Origin of the sequence: Nonomuraea pusilla, assembly GCF_900109355.1 — a bacterium.
In the GTDB taxonomy this organism is placed as follows: Bacteria; Actinomycetota; Actinomycetes; order Streptosporangiales; family Streptosporangiaceae; genus Nonomuraea; species Nonomuraea pusilla.
Genome location: NZ_FOBF01000004.1, coordinates 475,911 through 494,118 on the forward strand (window position 1 = coordinate 475,911; position 18,208 = coordinate 494,118).

General features: G+C 72.7%; 17 protein-coding genes. 10 read left to right on the forward strand and 7 right to left on the reverse strand.

Going from position 1 to position 18,208, the window contains the following annotated elements:
• Positions 1-20 precede the first annotated feature (20 nt).
• From BMX74_RS11130 to BMX74_RS11140, 3 genes are all read right to left on the reverse strand, one after another.
• Positions 21-644 (reverse strand): hypothetical protein, encoded by a 624-nt coding sequence (locus BMX74_RS11130; RefSeq protein WP_256256888.1) that lies wholly within the window; start codon positions 642-644, stop codon positions 21-23.
• 1,157 nt (positions 645-1,801) lie between these two features.
• The gene (locus BMX74_RS11135; protein WP_091100003.1) at positions 1,802-2,410 is read right to left on the reverse strand and encodes a DUF4126 domain-containing protein; all 609 of its coding nucleotides are present in this window, start codon (positions 2,408-2,410) and stop codon (positions 1,802-1,804) included.
• Between the two features lie 5 nt (positions 2,411-2,415).
• Positions 2,416-3,321, reverse strand: a complete 906-nt coding sequence (locus BMX74_RS11140) for a choline kinase family protein (RefSeq protein WP_091100005.1) — start codon at positions 3,319-3,321, stop codon at positions 2,416-2,418.
• A gap of 69 nt (positions 3,322-3,390) precedes the next feature.
• Here BMX74_RS11140 and BMX74_RS11145 point away from each other — a divergent pair, with 69 nt between their 5' ends.
• The gene (locus tag BMX74_RS11145; protein ID WP_091100007.1) at positions 3,391-5,784 is read left to right on the forward strand and encodes a GcvT family protein; all 2,394 of its coding nucleotides are present in this window, start codon (positions 3,391-3,393) and stop codon (positions 5,782-5,784) included.
• Here BMX74_RS11145 and BMX74_RS11150 read toward each other — a convergent pair.
• Together BMX74_RS11150 and BMX74_RS11155 are read right to left on the reverse strand one after the other, a co-directional pair.
• Positions 5,741-6,529 carry a GntR family transcriptional regulator gene (locus BMX74_RS11150; RefSeq protein ID WP_091100010.1) on the reverse strand — a complete coding sequence of 263 codons (789 nt, stop codon included), beginning with the start codon at positions 6,527-6,529 and terminating at the stop codon, positions 5,741-5,743. The genes BMX74_RS11145 and BMX74_RS11150 overlap by 44 nt on opposite strands.
• A 33-nt stretch (positions 6,530-6,562) precedes the next feature.
• The gene (locus tag BMX74_RS11155) at positions 6,563-7,303 is read right to left on the reverse strand and encodes an acyltransferase (RefSeq protein ID WP_091100012.1); all 741 of its coding nucleotides are present in this window, start codon (positions 7,301-7,303) and stop codon (positions 6,563-6,565) included.
• A gap of 110 nt (positions 7,304-7,413) precedes the next feature.
• On the opposite strand from BMX74_RS11155, the gene BMX74_RS11160 reads away from it, so the two are divergent.
• The 9 genes from BMX74_RS11160 (at position 7,414) to BMX74_RS11200 (ending at position 16,839) form a co-directional block, all read left to right on the forward strand.
• Positions 7,414-9,075, forward strand: a complete 1,662-nt coding sequence (locus BMX74_RS11160) for a CTP synthase (RefSeq protein ID WP_055502988.1) — start codon at positions 7,414-7,416, stop codon at positions 9,073-9,075.
• Complete coding sequence (locus BMX74_RS11165) at positions 9,072-9,683, forward strand: NUDIX domain-containing protein (RefSeq protein ID WP_055502987.1); 612 nt, start codon at positions 9,072-9,074, stop codon at positions 9,681-9,683. Before BMX74_RS11160 ends, BMX74_RS11165 begins: the two co-directional genes overlap by 4 nt.
• Positions 9,684-9,697: 14 nt before the next feature.
• Positions 9,698-10,603 (forward strand): site-specific tyrosine recombinase XerD, encoded by a 906-nt coding sequence (locus BMX74_RS11170; protein WP_176573335.1) that lies wholly within the window; start codon positions 9,698-9,700, stop codon positions 10,601-10,603.
• 116 nt (positions 10,604-10,719) lie between these two features.
• The gene (locus BMX74_RS11175) at positions 10,720-11,649 is read left to right on the forward strand and encodes a ParA family protein (RefSeq protein ID WP_082534848.1); all 930 of its coding nucleotides are present in this window, start codon (positions 10,720-10,722) and stop codon (positions 11,647-11,649) included.
• The gene (locus BMX74_RS11180; protein WP_091100015.1) at positions 11,646-12,467 is read left to right on the forward strand and encodes a segregation and condensation protein A; all 822 of its coding nucleotides are present in this window, start codon (positions 11,646-11,648) and stop codon (positions 12,465-12,467) included. The genes BMX74_RS11175 and BMX74_RS11180 overlap by 4 nt, the downstream gene beginning before the upstream one ends.
• 370 nt (positions 12,468-12,837) lie before the next feature.
• A complete protein-coding gene (gene scpB, locus BMX74_RS11185) occupies positions 12,838-13,404 on the forward strand; it encodes an SMC-Scp complex subunit ScpB (protein ID WP_055504018.1) in 567 nt (188 codons plus the stop codon).
• Complete coding sequence (locus BMX74_RS11190; protein ID WP_256256875.1) at positions 13,401-15,248, forward strand: pseudouridine synthase; 1,848 nt, start codon at positions 13,401-13,403, stop codon at positions 15,246-15,248. The genes scpB and BMX74_RS11190 overlap by 4 nt, the downstream gene beginning before the upstream one ends.
• Positions 15,249-15,318: 70 nt before the next feature.
• Positions 15,319-15,678, forward strand: coding sequence for a chorismate mutase (gene aroH / locus BMX74_RS11195; RefSeq protein WP_055502983.1), 360 nt, complete (start codon positions 15,319-15,321; stop codon positions 15,676-15,678).
• Between the two features lie 75 nt (positions 15,679-15,753).
• Positions 15,754-16,839 (forward strand): prephenate dehydrogenase, encoded by a 1,086-nt coding sequence (locus BMX74_RS11200; protein WP_055502982.1) that lies wholly within the window; start codon positions 15,754-15,756, stop codon positions 16,837-16,839.
• A gap of 60 nt (positions 16,840-16,899) precedes the next feature.
• On the opposite strand, the gene BMX74_RS11205 is transcribed toward BMX74_RS11200, so the two are convergent.
• Complete coding sequence (locus tag BMX74_RS11205) at positions 16,900-17,844, reverse strand: hypothetical protein (RefSeq protein ID WP_091100016.1); 945 nt, start codon at positions 17,842-17,844, stop codon at positions 16,900-16,902.
• Positions 17,841-18,173, reverse strand: coding sequence for a PadR family transcriptional regulator (locus BMX74_RS11210; protein ID WP_055502980.1), 333 nt, complete (start codon positions 18,171-18,173; stop codon positions 17,841-17,843). Before BMX74_RS11210 ends, BMX74_RS11205 begins: the two co-directional genes overlap by 4 nt.
• Positions 18,174-18,208: the final 35 nt, after the last annotated feature.

Genomic DNA, 18,208 nt, shown 5'->3' on the forward strand with positions numbered 1-18,208 from the left:
GATGGCACCGGGAGCCGCCGTCACAGGTGGTCTTTGCGGTTCTCCATCGAGCGGCGGTAGAGGTCGTCGATCTCGTCCAGCGGGTCGGGGGCGCGGCGGCGGGCCTCGATCTCCAGGTCGGTGCGGGCGTGCAGCTCGTCGATGCCGTGCGCGGAGTGCTGGAGCTGGTCGCCGAGCAGGTCAGCGCGGATGCGGGCGCACATCGCCGTGAGCTTGGCCTGGTGCCCCCGGAGCCGGTCGAGGGTGGCGTGGTCGACGTACGGCGACACGCGGCGCTGCTGGGCGTACATGCCGAGCTGCCCGTCGTGGACGTCGGCCTGTGCGGTCAGGTCGGCGAGCAGCCGGGGCAGGTCGCCGAGACCCCAGCCCTGGCGCTGCGCGTGCTCGACGGCCTGGCGGGTGAGGGAGACCTCGCGGCGCAGGTCGAGCCTGAGACGTTCGACCTCGGCGGCGTCGCCGGGGCCCATGGCGTTGACGTGGGTGGCCAGCCGGGCGGTGGCCTCCTTGGCCTTGCCCGCGGCCTTCTTGCCCAGCTTGACCAGCAGGTAGATGCCGACGCCTCCGAGCAGCAGGAGGAACGCCAGGACCACCAGCACGATGACAAGGAACTCGCCGATCTCCGCCACCTCCCGTTGGGCCGACACTCCCACAATAGTCGGCGCCACCCGTCGCCTCCCCGCCCGCGAGCCCTTCCCCACCGGCGAGCACATCTCCCGCCCGCGATCCGGGGCTGCCCGTGAGCGGCCTTCCCGCCTGCGAGCCGCTTCCGCCCCCGCGAGCGCCGTTCCTCGCCCCGCAGGCACGCCTCCGATCGCGAGCGCCGTTCCTCGCCCGCGGGCACGGTCACGTCTCCGCGCGCGTGAGAGCCCGCGTGCCTGCTCCGGCCCGCGAACGTCTGTCCGCCCAACGAAGGGGCGAGGGCTTGCGGTTCCCGGATTAGTGAGGGGGCGAGGGCCGGGGGGTTGCCGTCCCGAATCAGCCAGGGCCGGGGGCTGCGGTCCCGGATCAGGGAGGGCCGGGGCTCGCGGTCCCGGATCAGGGAGGGCCGGGGGCTGCGGTCCTGGATTAGGGAGGGCCGGGGGCTGCGGTTCCTGAATTAGGGAGGGGGTTGCGGTCCTGGATTAGGGGGGCGGGGGTTGCGGTCCTGGATCAGGGAGGGGTGGGGGTGCGGTTCCTGGGCCGGCGAGGGCGGGGGTTGCGGTTTCCGGAGCTTGTCGTGGGTGGCGTGGCGGCCATGAGCTGCCGTTCGGCGCCTGGCGCGCCCGGCCTGGGTCCGCTGTCAGGTGACCCTGCCTCACCGCCCTCCCCTGGAAGGCGGTCCGTTCCGGCGGCGCTTGGGCTAGGCGGCCGGCCGGTGTGCCGGACGTGTGAAGGCCCGGCAGCGCGGACGCTGCTGCCGGGCCCTCGGTGGTGTGAGCGAGCCAGGGGGCGGGGGCCACTTGGCGCTCACACGCCTTGAAGCGGGATGTCATCCCGTCGCGGCCTCACTGTAGGGCGGGGGAGCGGCGCGGCGAATCAGCCTCCAGGCGGATGACGAATCAGCCCCTGGGGTGACTTTCTCGCACTCCCCGCCCCATCACGCGCTGGGCTGACTCCGCTTGCCGTCCCGCTCCATCGGTCGCTGGCCTGACCGCTTGCCGTTTGGCCCTATCGGCCGCTGGCTCGACCACGCTTGCCGTTTGGCCTCATCGGCCGCTGGCCTGACCGCGCCTGCTGTCTGGTTCCATCGGCCGCTGGGTTGATCCCCCTTGCTGTCAGCCCCATCAGTCGTTGGCGCCGAGTCGGCGTCCTGTTCGTGTGATCAGCCGCTGGGCCGGCCTGTCCTTCTTGTTCTTCTGCGGGCCCGTACGCGGCGGGCTTTTCTGATCAGCCACCATGACAGCACCGCGAACACGGCGAGCGCCACGAGCACGAGCAGCGGCAGGAACAGCGCGACGAGGCTCATGCCGAGCGAGCCGGCGTCCTCCACGGTGCTCACGACGGGCGCGCCGAAGCCGCCGGTGCCGGCGTTGATGACGGGACGGGCCGTGGCCTTGACGGCGTGGACGGCGAGGGCGGCCACGATGCCGGCGAGCCAGCCCGCCCACGGGTGCTCGGCCATCCAGGTGGAGTGGTCGAGCTCGGCGGCGGCGCTGGTGGCGGAGAAGACGACGCCGCCGGACGCGGGACGCACCACGGTCTGGATGGCGTCGTTCACGGTGTCGACGGCCGGCACCTTGTCGAGGACGAACTCGGCCACGAGCAGCACGGCGACGACGGCCAGCACGCCCCAGTTCGACAGCCACGCGTAGCCGTCGGGCAGCTTCACGGCGTCGGTGAGGTTCGCCAGCACCCCGACGACCAGCAGCGGGATGTAGGCGTTGAGGCCGGCGGCGGTGGAGAGCCCCAGCCCGGTCAGCGCAGCGAGCATGCCCCCTAGTCTGCCCGCACGGCCTCCTCCATGAGGCGTGGAAGATCGGACCCGGTGAACTCGGCGACGGCGCGCTCGTACTTCTCCATTCCCCAGGACCAGAAGTCGAAGTCGATGGCGTCGTTGGCGCCGTCCTGGATGGAGGCCCAGAGGGTCCAGCCGTACTTGGACATGAGGCCGAGCAGGCGGGCCCGCGCGATCTTGTGCCGGAGCGCCCGCCCGTGGTAGGCGGTGACCAGCGCCTCCAGGTGCTCCGGCGGCAGGTCGGACTCGCTCCAGATGTTGCCCAGTTCGAAGCAGGGGTCGTTGTTGCCCGCGTACTCGTAGTCGATGAGGAAGAGCCGGTCGCCGGCGTCGAGGATGTTGCCGGGGAGCAGGTCGTTGTTGCACGGGACGGTGCCCTCGTCCCGCACTGCCAGACATTTCCGGATTGTGTCAACCATCGGCATGAAGTCCAGATATCCCGCCGGAAGGCGGAAGCCCCGCTCCCGCACGATCCGCAGGTACCTCCGCTGCACCTCGAACATGTCGAAGTCGCCGACGAACCGCGGCCCCGCGTGCAGCCGCCTGCACGCCTCGGCCACGCGCGGCAGGTTCGCCTCGTTCCGCAGGTCGGCCTCCGTGAACGTGCGCCCCGGCAGGAACCCCACGACCAGCACGCCCTCGTCCGGCAGGTAGTCGTGCACGGGCGCTCCGACCCCCGCCCGCGCCGCCGCGACCGAGTTGGCGTGCTCGGCGTCCCTGTCGATGGCGAGCAGCGACCCGTCGCTCGCCGACACGCGCACCACGTACACGCCGCCGGGAACGGTCACCTTGTAGTTGTGGTTGGTCAGCCCTCCGGGCAGCTCCTCCACGGAGCGCGGCATGCCGGACAGCAGCGGGATGCGGTCGAGGACCTCGGGCACGGCCATGCTCGATGCTAGGCCCCGCCCGCCTAAACGGTCTAGACCTTTTACCGGTACGAGAGCTAGCCTCCGGGCATGAGCGACTCGGCCCGCATCGTGATCATCGGCGGCGGGGTGGGCGGCGCGTCCGTCGCCTACCACCTCACCCAACTCGGCGAACGTGACGTCGTCCTCCTGGAGCGGGACGAGCTGACCAGCGGCTCCACCTTCCACTCCGCTGGGCTCGTCGGCCAGCTGCGCGCCGACCCGACCCTGACCCGGATGAACCAGTACTCCGTGGAGCTCTACCGCACCCTCGACGCCGGATGGACCGAGTGCGGCGGCATCAAGCTCGCCTCGACGCCGGAGCGGATGGAGGAGATCCGCCGCCAGATCGGCTGGGCGCGCACCTTCGGCCTGCCGCTGGAGGAGATCTCCGTGGCCGAGGCCGTGGAGCTGTTCCCGCTCATGGACCCCGAGGGCGTCGTCGGGGCCGCGTACCTGCCGACCGACGGGCAGATCGACCCGTCCCAGCTGTGCTACGCGCTGGCCGCCCGTGCCAGGGAGGGCGGCGCGGCGGTCCGCACCCGCACCCGGGTGCTCGGCATCGACGTGCGGGGCGGACGGATCAGCCGCGTCCGCACCGACAGGGGCGACATCGACTGCGAGATCGTGGTGAACTGCGGCGGCATGTTCGCCGCCGAGATCGGCCGCATGGCGGGCGTCCGCGTCCCGATCGTGCCCATGTCGCACCAGTACGTCGTCACCGACGCCTTCCACGACCTGTCGGGGCTGCCCACGCTGCGCGACCCCGACCTGCTCGTCTACTACCGGCAGGAGGTGCAGGGCCTGGTCATGGGCGGGTACGAGCGCACCTGCGCCCCCTGGACGGCCACCGCGAACGCCTACGACGCCGTGCCGGCCGACTTCAACGGCAGGCTGCTGGCCGAGGACTGGCCGCGCCTCGAGGAGATCTTCGGCAACTCGCGTGTCAGGGTGCCCGCGATGGCGGACGTCGGCGTGCGCAAGCTCATCAACGGCCCGGAGGCGTTCACCCCGGACAACGAGTTCTGCCTCGGCGAGACGGAGGTCGGCGGGTTCTTCGTGGCGGCCGGGTTCTGCGCGCACGGCATCGCGGGGGCCGGCGGCATCGGCAAGGTCATGGCCGAGTGGATCGTCGAGGGCGAGCCCGGCATGGACCTGTGGCACATGGACGTCCGCAGGTTCGGCCGCCAGTACCGCTCGCCGTCGTACACGCTCAAGCGGGCCGTCGAGAACTACGAGACGTACTACGACATCCGCTACCCCGGCCACGAGCGGTCGGCCGGGCGGCCGCTGCGCGTCTCGCCCGCCTACGGCTGGCACGCCGCGCACGGCGCCGCCTTCGGGGAGAAGGCCGGGTGGGAACGCGTCAACCACTACGAGCCGAACGCGGGCGCCGAGGGCGCGGCCGGCGAGGACGAGCGCCCGAGGGGCTGGGCGGGACGGCTGTGGTCGCCCGCGGTCGGCGCGGAGCACCGCGCGGTGCGGGAGCGGGCCGGGCTGTTCGACGAGAGCTCGTTCGCCAAGATCGAGGTGACCGGCCCCGACGCCGCCTCGCTGCTGGAGTGGGTGTGCGACAACCAGGTGGCCAGGCAGGTCGGCGCCGTCACCTACACGCAGGCGCTCAACCGGCGCGGCGGCATCGAGTGCGACTTCACCGTCACCCGCCGCGGCGAGGAGGAGTTCCTCGTCGTCACCGGCACCGCCTTCGGCTCGCACGACCTGGGCTGGCTGCGCAAGCAGGCCGCCGCCACCGGGTCGAGCGCCAGGATCGCCGACGTCACCGGCCAGTACGCCTGCTTCGCCCTGTGGGGCCCGCGCGCCCGCGACGTCCTCGCGCCGCTCACCCCCGACCCGCTCGCCTTCCCCTTCATGACCGCCAGGGAGATCACCGTCGGGGACGTCCCCGTGCTGGCGCTGCGGGTGACGTTCGTCGGCGAGCTCGGCTGGGAGCTGTACTGCTCCAGCGAGTACGGCGCCGCGCTGTGGCGCACCCTGTGGGAGGCGGGGGCGCCGCACGGCATGCTGGCGGGCGGCTACCGGGCCATCGACAGCCTCAGGCTGGAGAAGGGCTACCGGGTGTGGGGCGCCGACATCGGCCCGGAGACCACCCCGTACGAGGCCGGGCTCGGGTTCTGCGTCAGGACCGGCAAGGACTTCCTGGGCAGGGACGCGCTCGACCCCGAGCCGGCGCGCCGGCTGCGCTGCGTCACGCTGGCCGACCCGCGCGCCGTCGCCCTCGGCAACGAGCCCGTGCGGGTGGACGGCGAGGTCGTCGCCCGCGTCACCTCCGGCGGGTACGGCTACACGGTGCGCTCGTCGATCGCGTACGCCTACCTGCCGGTCGGGCCGGGGACGAAGGTGGAGATCGAGGTCGAGGGCGTCTGGGTGGCGGGCGTCGTGGTCAGCGACCCGCTCTACGACCCGCGGGGCGCGCGGGTGCGCTGACGCCGGGGCCGACGCCGCTGCGCACCGAGATCCGCACCCGGTCGGGCCTGAACAGGTCGCGGGCGTGCTCGACCGGGGTGCCGTCGGCGGCGTACGCGGTGCGCTCGATGAGCATCAGCGGCGCGCCCGGCTCGATGCCCAGCTCGGCGGCCTCGCCGGGCCGGGCGATCACCGGGTCGAGGTGCTCGACGGCGGTGCGCGGCTCCAGGCCGTACCCGGAGGCGAGGAGGGCGTACAGGGAGCCGGTGAGGTCGTGGTCGAGGAAGCCGGGCAGGGCGGGGAAGTAGGAGCGTTCGAGCGCCACGGGTGACCGCCCGGCCGAGCGCACCCTGGCCACCTCGTGCACGCGCGCTCCCGCGTCGAGTTCCAGCGCGGCGGCGACGGACGCGGGCGCGGCCACCGTGCGGGCGGTGAGGACGCGGGCCTCGGCCCGCAGGTGGGCCCGGCGCATCTGCTCGGTGAACCCGGCGAGCCCGGTCAGGTCGCACTCGACGCGCGGCTCGGCCACGAACGCGCCGCCGGACCTGCCGGGCACCCTGACCAGCACGCCTTCGGCTTCGAGCGTGGCGAGGGCCTGCCTGAGGGTCATCCTGCTCACGCCGAGCCGCCCGGCCAGCTCGCGTTCGCCCGGCAGCCGGTCGCCCGGCGCCATCTCGCCTCCGGCGATCGCCGCGAGCAGCCACTGCTCGATCTGCACGTGCGCGGGGACCCCGGTGCCTCGTTCCAGTTCGGGTGTCCCGACCATGCGCGCGTGGTGATCCGTCACGGCGGGCCCCGGTCAGGCCGTCTTCTGGCGCTCGGGCTGCTGGTACCCGGGCTTTTGATGGTCGGGCTTCTGGTACTCGGGCTTCTGGTACTCGGCGGCGGCCTGGTGCTCGGCCGCGAGGGCGGCGACGCCGGGGGCGTGCCAGCCGTGCTCCGGCGTGTAGCGCCGCACCAGCCGGGCAGGGACGCCCGCGACCACGCTGTGGTCGGGGAACGAGCCGCGCACCACCGCGCCGCCCGCCACCACGCACTGCCGGCCCAGGGACGTGCCAGGCAGGATGATCGCGCCGGTGCCCAGCCACGAGCCCGAGCCGATCGACACCGGGCTGTTGCGCGGCCACTGCCTGCCGATCGGGGTCTCGGGGTCGTCGTAGACGTGGTTCTGGTCGGTGATGTAGACGTACGGGCCGGTGAAGACGTGGTCGCCGATGTCGATCGACTGGTGGGCGACGACGTGCGTGCCCCTGCCGATCGAGCAGCTCGACCCGATGCGCAGGATCGAGCCGGGGCCGAGGTCCACGCCGGGCCCCATGCCGCAGGAGAGCGACACGCGCTCGCCGACCAGCGTGTGGTCGCCGATCTCGATCCACCGCTCGCCGAAGATCGCTCCCGGCGGGAAGGCGATGTTGACGCCGTCGCCGATCCGGCCGAAGCGGTAGCCCGCGGGGCTGGCCGGGGAGATCGCGCCCGCCTGGCGTATCGCCGCGTACGCCCGGTGGACCAGCGTGCCCAAAGCCCGCCGTACAAGTGCCATAAGGACCAAAGTTACCGCTAGGTCATGCTGTTCGGGCATGTCGGGGGCGTTGTTTGATATCCTGAGAGCCCGTGGACACTTCGGCCACACCTCGAGCCACGGGAGCCCCTTTGCGCAGCGCATCGCAAACCAAGCATCTGTTCGTCACCGGCGGTGTCGCCTCCAGTCTCGGCAAGGGGCTCACGGCCTCCAGCCTCGGTCGCCTGCTCAAGGCACGCGGTCTCCGGGTCACCATGCAGAAGCTCGACCCGTACCTCAACGTCGACCCCGGCACCATGAACCCGTTCCAGCACGGCGAGGTGTTCGTCACCGACGACGGCGCTGAGACCGACCTCGACGTCGGCCACTACGAGCGGTTCCTCGACACCGACCTGCACGGCTCGGCCAACGTCACCACCGGGCAGATCTACTCCAACGTCATCGCCAAGGAGCGGCGCGGCGAGTACCTCGGCGACACCGTCCAGGTCATCCCGCACATCACCAACGAGATCAAGGACCGCATCAGGGGCATGGCCGGTCCCGAGGTGGACGTCGTCATCACCGAGGTGGGCGGCACCGTCGGCGACATCGAGTCCCTGCCGTTCCTGGAGGCCGTCCGCCAGATCAGGCACGAGGTGGGCCGCGACAACGTCTTCTTCCTGCACGTCTCGCTGCTGCCCTACATCGGGCCGTCCGGCGAGCTGAAGACCAAGCCCACGCAGCACAGCGTCGCCGCGCTGCGCAGCATCGGCATCCAGCCCGACGCGATCGTCCTGCGCTCCGACCGGGCCGTCCAGACGGCGATCAAGCGCAAGATCAGCCTCATGTGCGACGTGGACGAGGACGCCGTCGTCTCCGCCGTCGACGCCGCCTCCATCTACGACATCCCGAAGGTGCTCCACTCCGAGGGCCTCGACGCGTACGTGGTGCGCAGGCTCGGCCTGCCGTTCAGGGACGTCGACTGGAAGGAGTGGGAGCAGCTCCTGCGCCGGGTGCACCGCCCCGCCAAGGAGGTCACCATCGCGCTGGTCGGCAAGTACATCGACCTGCCCGACGCGTACCTGTCGGTCACCGAGGCGCTGCGCGCGGGCGGGTTCGCCAACGACGCGCGCGTCAACATCCGCTGGGTCAAGAGCGACGACTGCGAGACCCCCGAGGGGGCCGAGCGCGAGCTCGACGGCGTCGACGGCGTGCTGATCCCCGGCGGGTTCGGCGTGCGCGGCATCGAGGGCAAGATCGGCGCGATCCGGCACGCCCGCGAGAACAAGATCCCGCTGCTCGGCATCTGCCTCGGCATGCAGGGCATGGTCATCGAGGCCGCCAGGAACATGGCCGGCATCACCGACGCCAACTCCGCCGAGTTCGACCCCGACACCAAGCACGCGGTCATCTCCACCATGGCCGACCAGGAGGACGTCGTCGCCGGCGAGCGCGACATGGGCGGCACCATGCGGCTCGGCAGCTACACCGCCAAGCTGGGCGAGGGCACGCTGGCCAGGCAGCTGTACGGCAAGGCCAAGGCCGACGAGCGGCACCGCCACCGCTACGAGGTCAACAACGCCTACCGCGAGCAGCTGGAGCAGGTCGGCCTGGTCTTCTCCGGCCTGTCGCCCGACGGCCGCCTCGTCGAGTACACCGAGCTGCCCGTGGACGTCCACCCGTTCTTCATCGGCACGCAGGCGCACCCCGAGTTCCGCTCCCGCCCGACCAGGGCCAACCCGATGTTCAAGGGCCTCATCTCCGCCTCCCTGGCGTACGCCGACAGCCGGGTGTCCGCCAAGGTGGCCAAGTGAGGATCGAGGACACGCCCGAGGCGTGGGACGTCGTCGCGTCCGCCGAGCACTTCTCCGGACGCGTCATCAAGGTGGTCACCGACACCGTCAGGATGCCGCGCGACGAGGTCGCCGACCGCGACTACGTCGTCCACCCCGGCTCGGTCGCCGTGGTGGCGCTGGACGAGCAGGACCGCGTCCTGCTCATCCGCCAGTACCGCCACCCGATGCGCCGCCTGCTGTGGGAGCTGCCCGCGGGGCTGCGCGACGTGGAGGGCGAGTCGCTCGTCGCCGGCGCGGCGCGCGAGCTGGCCGAGGAGGCCGGCTACCGCGCCGCCACCTGGCACACGCTGGTCGACCTCGCCACCTCGCCCGGCATGTCGAACGAGCGGATCAGAGTGTTCCTCGCCCGCGACGTGACGCCCATCCCCGAGGAGGAGAACGGCTTCGTCCACCGGCACGAGGAGATCGACATGCCGGTGGAATGGGTGCCGCTGGCCGAGGCCGTGGACAAGGCGCTCTCCGGAATGATCCACAATTCCCCGGCCGTGGCCGGTATCCTCGCGGCGTACGCGGCTTCGGCTGAGCGGTTCGCGCGCCTGCGCCCCGCCGACGCCCCCGAGGAGTGACGGAAGGACCGTTCGTGGAGGCAGTCCTCTCCAGCTACCTCGCCCATCTGGCGGTGGAGCGGGGCCTGGCCGCCAACACGCTCGCGTCCTACCGGCGCGACCTGCGCCGGTACGTCGACCATCTGCGCGCCCGCGGCAGGTCCGAGCTCGGCGAGGTGGGGGAGGCCGACGTCCAGGCCTTCCTCGCCGCGCTGCGCGAGGGCGACGGCGAGCACCCCGCCCTCGTGGCCAGCTCCGCGGCCCGCGCCGTCTCCGCCGTGCGCGGGCTGCACCGCTTCGCGCTGCGCGAGGGCGTCACCGCGCACGACCCCGCCCACGAGGTGCGGCCGCCCCGCCAGCGCCGCAGGCTGCCCAAGGCCATCGCCGTCGACGAGGTCGAGCGGCTCATCGCCGCCTCCGGCCCCGACGGCGCGCCGCTCACCCTCCGCAACCGCGCCCTCCTGGAGCTCCTGTACGGCACCGGCGCCCGCATCTCCGAGGCCGTCGGCCTGGCCGTGGACGACCTGGAGGACGACCAGGTGCTGCTGCGCGGCAAGGGCGGGCGCTCCCGGGTGGTGCCGCTCGGCAGGTACGCCCGCTCCGCGCTCGACGCGTACCTGGTCAGGGCCAGGCCGGGGCTGCTCGCCCACGGCCGGGGCACGCCCGCGCTGTTCCTCAACGCGCGCGGCGGCCGCCTGACCAGGCAGGGGGCGTGGGAGGTGCTCCAGGCCGCCGCCGAACGCGCCGGGCTCGCCGGGATATCCCCGCACGTCCTCCGGCACTCCTTCGCGACCCACCTCATCGACGGCGGAGCCGACGTCAGGGTCGTGCAGGAACTCCTCGGCCACGCCTCGGTGACGACCACCCAGGTCTACACGCTGGTGACCGTCGACAAGCTCCGCGAGGTGTACGCGGCGGCGCATCCGCGTGCCCGGCAGTGATCTATAGTCTTTTGCGGTGTGCCGCATCCCGGCGTGCCGCCTTGCCGCGTTAAGTAGTGACGCCATAGTGTCCGTCCGGACGGTCCGGTTCGGGATCGTCAGGGAGGTTCGAGCTGGTGACTGTGACGACCAACGGTTCCCCCGACAACCCTTGGGGTGACACGAAGACCAACGCGCCTTCCAACGGCGTCAACCTGGGCCCGACGCAGCGCCCCAGACCGGTCTTCCCCGACCCGGTGCCGCCCGCCGTGCACGGGCCCGCCCGGGTCGTCGCGATGGTCAACCAGAAGGGCGGGGTCGGCAAGACCACCACCACCATCAACCTGGGCGCGGCGCTCGTCGAGTGCGGCCTGAAGGTGCTGCTCGTCGACTTCGACCCGCAGGGCGCGCTCTCCGTCGGCCTGGGCATCAACCCGCTCCAGCTCGACCTGACCGTCTACAACCTGCTGATGGACCGCGGCGTCACCGCCGAGGACGTCCTGCTGGAGACCGGCGTCGAAGGGCTCGACCTGCTGCCGAGCAACATCGACCTGTCGGCCGCCGAGGTGCAGCTCGTCACCGAGGTCGCTCGCGAGCAGGTGCTGGGCCGCGTCATCAAGCCGCTGCTGCCGCACTACGACGTCTGCCTCATCGACTGCCAGCCGTCGCTCGGCCTGCTCACCATCAACGCCCTCACCTGCGCCCACGGCGTCATGGTGCCGCTGGAGTGCGAGTTCTTCGCCCTGCGCGGAGTCGCGCTGCTCATGGACACCATCTCCAAGGTCCAGGAGCGGCTCAACGACGAGCTCGAGATCGAGGGCCTGCTCGCCACCATGTACGACGCGCGCACCCTGCACGGCCGCGAGGTGCTGGCCCGCGTCGTCGAGGCGTTCGGCGACAAGGTCTTCCACACGGTGATCAACAGGACGGTCCGCTTCCCCGACGCCACCGTCGCCGGAGAGCCGATCACCACCTTCGACCCGTCGTCGCTCGGCGCCAACGCCTACCGCGAGCTGGCCAGAGAAGTGCTCTCGCGCTGGCCCGCGCCTGCCACAATGGCCAGGTGACCGCAGAGCAGACCGGGCAAGGGGGATTCCAGGTCCACCTGGACGTCTTCGAAGGCCCCTTCGACCTGCTCCTCGGCCTCATCGCCAAGCACAAGCTCGACATCACCGAGGTCTCGCTCTCCAAGGTCACCGACGAGTTCATCGCCTACATCCGCTCGCGCGGCCCCGAGTGGGACCTCGACCAGACCAGCCACTTCCTGCTGGTCGCGGCCACCCTGCTCGACCTGAAGGCGGCCAGGCTGCTGCCCTCGGGCGAGGTGGAGGACGAGGAGGACCTCGCCCTCCTGGAGGCCCGAGACCTGCTGTTCGCCCGGCTGCTGCAGTACAAGGCGTACAAGGAGGTGGCCAAGGTCTTCGCGGGCCGCATGGCCGAGGAGGCGCTGCGCTTCCCCCGTACGGTGCCGATGGAGCCGCAGTTCGCGAACCTGCTGCCCGAGCTGATCCTCGGCATCGGGCCCGAGCAGCTCGCCAAGATCGCAGCCAGGGCGTTCACCCCGAAGGCCCCGCCCACCGTCAGCCTCGGCCACGTCTACCAGCCGCTGGCCAGCGTCAGGGAGCAGGCCGCGATCCTCGTCCGGCACCTGCGGCGGCTGCGCAAGGCCACGTTCCGCACGCTGGTGGCCGACTGCCAGGGCACGTTCGAGGTGATCGCGCGCTTCCTGGCGGTGCTGGAGCTGTTCAGGGAGTCGGCGGTGACGTTCGAGCAGGTCGAACCGCTCGGCGACCTGCACGTGACCTGGACGGGCTCCGACGACGGCGACGTCGCCGTGGGCGACGACTACGAGGAATCCGCGGAGAGACCTACCGATGACGCATGACCCCACCTCCCGTACGCCGCCGCTGCCCGCGTGGATGACCCTGCCGGGGTCGCTCGCCGGCCCGGGGACCCCGGCGGGGGAGCGGCCCGAGCAGTCCGAGGCGTCGGCGCAGGAGGAGCCCGAGCCCCCGGCCCCCGTGGCGTCGGCGCAGGAGGAGCCCGACGCCGGGGCTCCTGTGGCTCCGGTGCGGGAGGAGCCCGACGCCGGGGCTCCCGTGGCTCCGGTGCGGGAGGGGCCCGAGGCGGACGCTTCCGCGGCCTCCGTCCGCGAGGAGCCCGCGGCCGCCGTGCCCCCCGCACGGCCCCCTGCGCGGGAGGAGCGCGAGGCTGTGACCTCCCTTCCCCCTGCGCGGGAGGAGGCCGGGGACACGGTGGAGGAGGAGACCGCCGGGCGGGGGCCCTCGCTGGAGGCCGCGCTGGAGGCGATCCTGCTGGTCGTCGACGAGCCCGTCGCCGAGATCACCCTGGCCCAGGTGCTGGAACGCCCCACCCAGGAGGTCGCGGCGGCGCTGCGGCGGCTCTCGGCGGAATACACGGCCTCCGGGCGGGGTTTTGACTTGCGGGACGTCGCGGGCGGCTGGCGGTTCTACACGCGGGCCGACTGCGCCCCGCTGGTCGAGCGGTTCGTACGCGACGGCCAGCAGACGCGGCTCACCCAGGCCGCGCTGGAAACACTCGCGGTCGTGGCCTACCGGCAACCGGTGAGCCGCGCCCGCGTCGCCGCGATCCGCGGCGTCAACAGCGACGGCGTCATGCGGACGCTCGTCGCCAGGGGCCTGGTCGAAGAGGCCGGCACCGACCCGGAGAGCCAAGCGGTGCTCTACCGGACAAGCTCATACTTCCTTGAACGTCTGGGACTACGGGACCTGAGCGAGCTCCCCGAGCTCGCGCCCTTCCTCCCCGACGACGTGGAGAACCTCGAGGAGACAGCAAAGTGATCAACAGGCGCAGCACCCCGTCCGGTGATGGACGCGGTCGTGGACGAGCCGGCGGCTCCGGCCGCGGCGGGCGTCCCGCCTTCCGCTCGGGCGACGCGCGCGGGGGTTCCCGCGGCGACGCCTTCCGTGACGACTCCCGCGGCGGCCCCCGCCGCGACGACTCCCGTGGCGGCCCCCGCCGCGACGATTCCCGCGACTCCCGCGACTCCGGCGGCTTCCGCGACTCCCGCAGCCGCGACTCGCGGGACTTCCGGGGCTCCGGCCCCCGCGACTCCCGCGACTCCCGCGACTCGCGCGGCGGCTTCCGCGACTCCCGTGGCTCCCGCGACGACGTCCGTTCCGACTCCTTCCGTTCCGACTCGTTCCGGGCCGACTCCAGGACCGGTTCCCGCGCGGGCGAGCGGGGCGGCTCCCGGTTCGCCGCCCGTGACGACGCGCGCGACGCGCTGCGGGCCGACCGCAGCGGCTCCCGCGCCAGGTACGGCCGCTCTCCGGGCCGCGAGGACCGCGTCCAGGGCCGGGTCCAGGAGCGCGGCTACGACCGCGACCGCGCAGGTGGCGGCAGGGGCGACGGCTACCGTCCCGAGCGCTCTCCCAGCGGCGACGGCGGCTACGACCGCCCCGGGCGCTTCGACCGCCCGGGCAGGGACGACCGCCGCGGCAGGGACGACCGCTCCGACCGGTTCCGCAGGGACGACCGTTCCGGCCGCGACGACCGTTCCGAGCGTTTCAACCGCGACGACCGTTCCGAGCGTCCCGGCCGCGACGATCGGTCCGGGCGTTTCGAGCGGCCGTCCCGCGAGGGCGGGGGGCAGGAGCGCGGCGCCCTGCGCGCCGGCCGCGGCGGGCGTCCCGAGCAGGGCGGGCGCGGCCAGGCCGCCCCGACGGCCGCGTCCTCCCGCAGCAGGTACGGACGCGGCGACGACGACGCCCGCGGACCGCGCGCCTCCAGGAGGGACGGCGCCCCGAGGCGTGACGGGTTCCAGACGATCGGCGACTCCGCGCGCCGCCCCGCCGAGCGGCAGCCGGCCAACCGGTTCAAGACGGCGCGCCAGCCGGTCCGCGACCGCGACTTCTACCCCGAGGGCTACACCGACGAGCGTGACACCACTGAGGTGCCGGGCGGCGTGCGCCTGCAGAAGGTGCTCGCCCAGGCGGGCGTGGCCAGCCGCCGCGCCTGCGAGGAGATGATCGGCGACGGCCGCGTCACCGTGAACGGCCAGGTCGTGCGGCGCTTCGGCGCGAAGGTCGACCCGGCCACGCAGATCATCCACGTCGATGGCAAGCGCATCCCCACCGCGCCCGACCTGGTGTACTACGCGCTGAACAAGCCCATCGGCGTCGTCTCCACCATGGACGACCCGCAGGGCCGCCCGTGCCTGGCCGACTACGTGCAGGAGCTCGCGCCGCGGCTGTTCCACGTGGGCAGGCTCGACACCGAGACCGAGGGCCTGCTGCTGCTCACCAACGACGGCGAGCTGGCCAACCGGCTGACCCACCCGAGCTACGGCGTGCAGAAGAAGTACTGGGCGAAGGTGCCGGGGCCGATCCCGCGCGACCTGGGCCGCAGGCTCAAGCAGGGCATCGAGCTGGAGGACGGCATCGCCAGGGCCGACAGCTTCGCCATCGTGCAGGAGCACGCCCAGCAGGCGCTGGTCGAGGTCGTCCTGCACGAGGGCCGCAAGCACGTCGTCAGGCGCATGCTGGAGGAGGCCGGGCACCGCGTGATCGACCTGGCCAGGATCGAGTTCGGTCCGGTCAAGCTGGGCCGTACGAAGCCGGGCACCGTCCGGGCGCTGACCCTGAAAGAGGTCGGTGACCTGTATGCGGCGGTAAAGCTGTAATCTGTCCGGAACGCAGGAGCCCGTGCGCAACCCGCACGGGCTCTCCCGCTTACAGGAGGGGACGAACCACATGGTGCGGGCGATCCGTGGGGCGATCCAGGTGGACGCCGACAGCCGCGGCGCGATCATCGAGGGGACGACCGAGCTGGTCACCGCCATCATGGAGCGCAACCAGCTGACCACCGACGACGTGATCAGCGTGCTGTTCACCGCCACGCCCGACCTGACGGCCGAGTTCCCCGCCCTCGCGGCGCGTAAGCTGGGGTTCCACGAGGTGCCGCTGATCTGCTGCACCGAGATCGACGTGCCGGGCGCGCTGCCCCGCGTGGTACGCCTCATGGCCCACGTCGAGACCGACCGTCCCCGGTCGGAGATCCAGCACGTGTACCTGCGCGGCGCGGTGGCGCTGCGGCAGGACATCGCTCAGTGAGCACCGCCACCAGAGAAACCAGCACCACGAGCACCGCCACACACCCATAACAGCCGGATATTTCAGGACAACGAGATGGCCTCCGAACTCCGCACCGTGCTGGTCGTCGGCACCGGTCTCATCGGCACCTCCGTGGCGCTGGCGCTGAGCCAGCGCGGCGTGCGCGTGCTGCTCGCCGACCGCGACCCGGCGGCGGTCCGCCTGGCCAGGGAGCTGGGCGCGGGCACGGAGTGGGAGCCGGAGCGCGAGCGGGCCGACCTGGCCGTCATCGCGGTGCCGCCCGCGTACGTGGCGGACGAGCTGCGGCGGCTGCAGGCGCTCGGCGCGGCGGCGTTCTACACCGACGTGGCCAGCGTCAAGGCCGAGCCGATCGAGCGGGCCGCCGCGACGGGCTGCGACATGGCCGCGTACGTGGCCTCGCACCCGCTCGCCGGGCGGGAGAAGTCGGGGCCCGGCGCGGCCAGGGGCGACCTGTTCCTCGGCCGCCCGTGGGCGCTGTGCCCCACCCCCGAGTCGGCCCCCGAGGCGAAGGCGGCCGTGCTGCGGCTGGTCGAGCTGTGCGGCGCCAACCCGGTGGAGGTGGGCGCCGACGAGCACGACCGCGCCGTGGCCGTCGTCTCGCACGCGCCGCACGTCACCGCGTCGGCGGTGGCCGCGCGCCTGGCCGACGCCACGGACGTCGCGCTCGGCCTGGCCGGGCAGGGCGTGCGCGACGTCACCAGGATCGCGGGCGGCGACCCGGGCCTGTGGCTGGGCATCCTGTCGGGCAACGCCGCCCCCGTGGCCGAGGTGCTGGAGGCGGTGGCCCGTGACCTCGCCGAGGCCGCGTCGGCGCTGCGCGCCCTCGCGGTCGGCGACGGCACCGCCGCCGAGGACCTGACCCAGCTGCTCAAGCGGGGCGTGGCCGGGCACGGCCGCATCCCGGGCAAGCACGGCGGCCCCGCTCCCGCGTACGTCGTGGTGCAGGTCGTCATCGGCGACCGTCCCGGCCAGCTCGCCCGCCTGTTCCAGGTGTGCGACGAGGTCGGCGTCAACGTCGAGGACGTCCGGCTGGAGCACGCCCCCGGGCTGCCGCTGGGCGTCGCCGAGCTGTCGGTGCAGCCCGACGCCGCGGCCCCCCTCACCCAGGCCCTGCTCGAACGCGGCTGGAAGGTGCCCTGACGTCCCTCGGCCGCGTTTCCCGCCAGGAGAGCGCGGCGCCCGCGGCGGGGTGCTCGTCTCTCAAGAAGCCGGGGCTCGGCTCTGACCGCTCCGCCGCAGGGTCAAGACGGCCGCGGCGGTGAAGGCCAGGGCCGCGCACCCGCACTGGGCGAGGGCCGTGGAGGTGGGCACCGACGGCAGGTCCCCCAGGTCGCCCAGGGCCGCCGCGGGCAGGAACAGCAGCAGCGCCGCCCGCCGGCCCACTGCGGAGCGGCACGCGTACCCGGCCGCCAGCGCGACCACGATCAGCCACGGCACCGGCTTCCAGCTCGTGAGGACGTGGTCGGCGATCGCGTCCACCCAGCGCGCGCGCACGATGGCCTTGCTGGCGACGAGCCCCGCCAGGGCGAGCGGCCCCCACAGCAGGAAGGCGCCCCGGGGGATCAGCCTGACCACGCGGCAGGCCACCGGCATGAAGGCGATGACCAGCGCCATCACCTCGGCCAGCAGGAGGGCTCCGTAGTTCGGAGAGAACAGGCTGTCCAGATCCAGTACAGGGCCCGGGCGCTCGATCTTGTGCAACGCGAACGCGACCACGGCGAGCACGGCGATCCACCGGCGGCCGAACAGCACGGCCAGTGCGGGCAGGGCCGCGACAAGGGCCGGCTCGGTCAGAAGGCGGATCGAGTGCGGTCGCTCCAGGAAGGCCGTGCCCCAGCGCAGGGATTCGGCGACCCGCAGCGGCACGGTCGCCACCTCGGAGACCAGCATCAGGAACGGCCACAGCGCCACGGCGACGGCCAGCCCGTCGCGCCAGGCGCCCGCGGAGACCGCGCCGAAGGCCCGCCGGGCGTGCACCCGCGCCGCACCCCACAGCAGGTCGGCCACGTCGGCCAGGTCCGGGCGGGTCTGTCCTGGCCGTGCTCCCGCCTGCAGCACTCCCATCATCTCCGCCTCGTGCCGCGCCCGGTGGTCGCGGGGATAGCAGGCCAGGAGCCGCCGGTAGCGGTCTTCGAGCGGGCTCACGCCGTTCCTCCGGAGCCGATCACGCGCAGGCGTGCGGTGGCCGCCTTGGCGTGCCTGCGCATCCGCTCGGCCTCCGCCGCCAGTCTCGCAGCGCCGTCGCCGGTCAGCCGGTAGTAGCGGCGCACCCGGCCGTCGACGATCTCCTCCCGGTCCTCGGCGATCAGGCCCTCTCCCTGGAGCCGGTCGAAAGCGGCGTACAAGGTGCCGGCGCGCAGGCGGACCTGTCCGTCCGAGATGCGCTCGACGTCGGTGATGACGCCGTATCCGTGCTGTGGACCGGCAGCCAGCGCGGTCAGGATCAGGAAGGTCGGCTCCTGCATCTGTCTCATGTGATCAATATATATCGATCATCTACTTATGGAAG

Coding starts and splice junctions, on each gene's coding strand:
- BMX74_RS11155 (WP_091100012.1), bottom strand. CDS start 7,303: ATGGCACTTGTACGGCGGGCTTTGGGCACGCTGGTCCACCGGGCGTAC.
- BMX74_RS11210 (WP_055502980.1), bottom strand. CDS start 18,173: ATGAGACAGATGCAGGAGCCGACCTTCCTGATCCTGACCGCGCTGGCT.
- BMX74_RS11145 (WP_091100007.1), top strand. CDS start 3,391: ATGAGCGACTCGGCCCGCATCGTGATCATCGGCGGCGGGGTGGGCGGC.
- BMX74_RS11140 (WP_091100005.1), bottom strand. CDS start 3,321: ATGGCCGTGCCCGAGGTCCTCGACCGCATCCCGCTGCTGTCCGGCATG.
- BMX74_RS11135 (WP_091100003.1), bottom strand. CDS start 2,410: ATGCTCGCTGCGCTGACCGGGCTGGGGCTCTCCACCGCCGCCGGCCTC.
- aroH (WP_055502983.1), top strand. CDS start 15,319: ATGGTGCGGGCGATCCGTGGGGCGATCCAGGTGGACGCCGACAGCCGC.
- BMX74_RS11150 (WP_091100010.1), bottom strand. CDS start 6,529: ATGGTCGGGACACCCGAACTGGAACGAGGCACCGGGGTCCCCGCGCAC.
- BMX74_RS11200 (WP_055502982.1), top strand. CDS start 15,754: ATGGCCTCCGAACTCCGCACCGTGCTGGTCGTCGGCACCGGTCTCATC.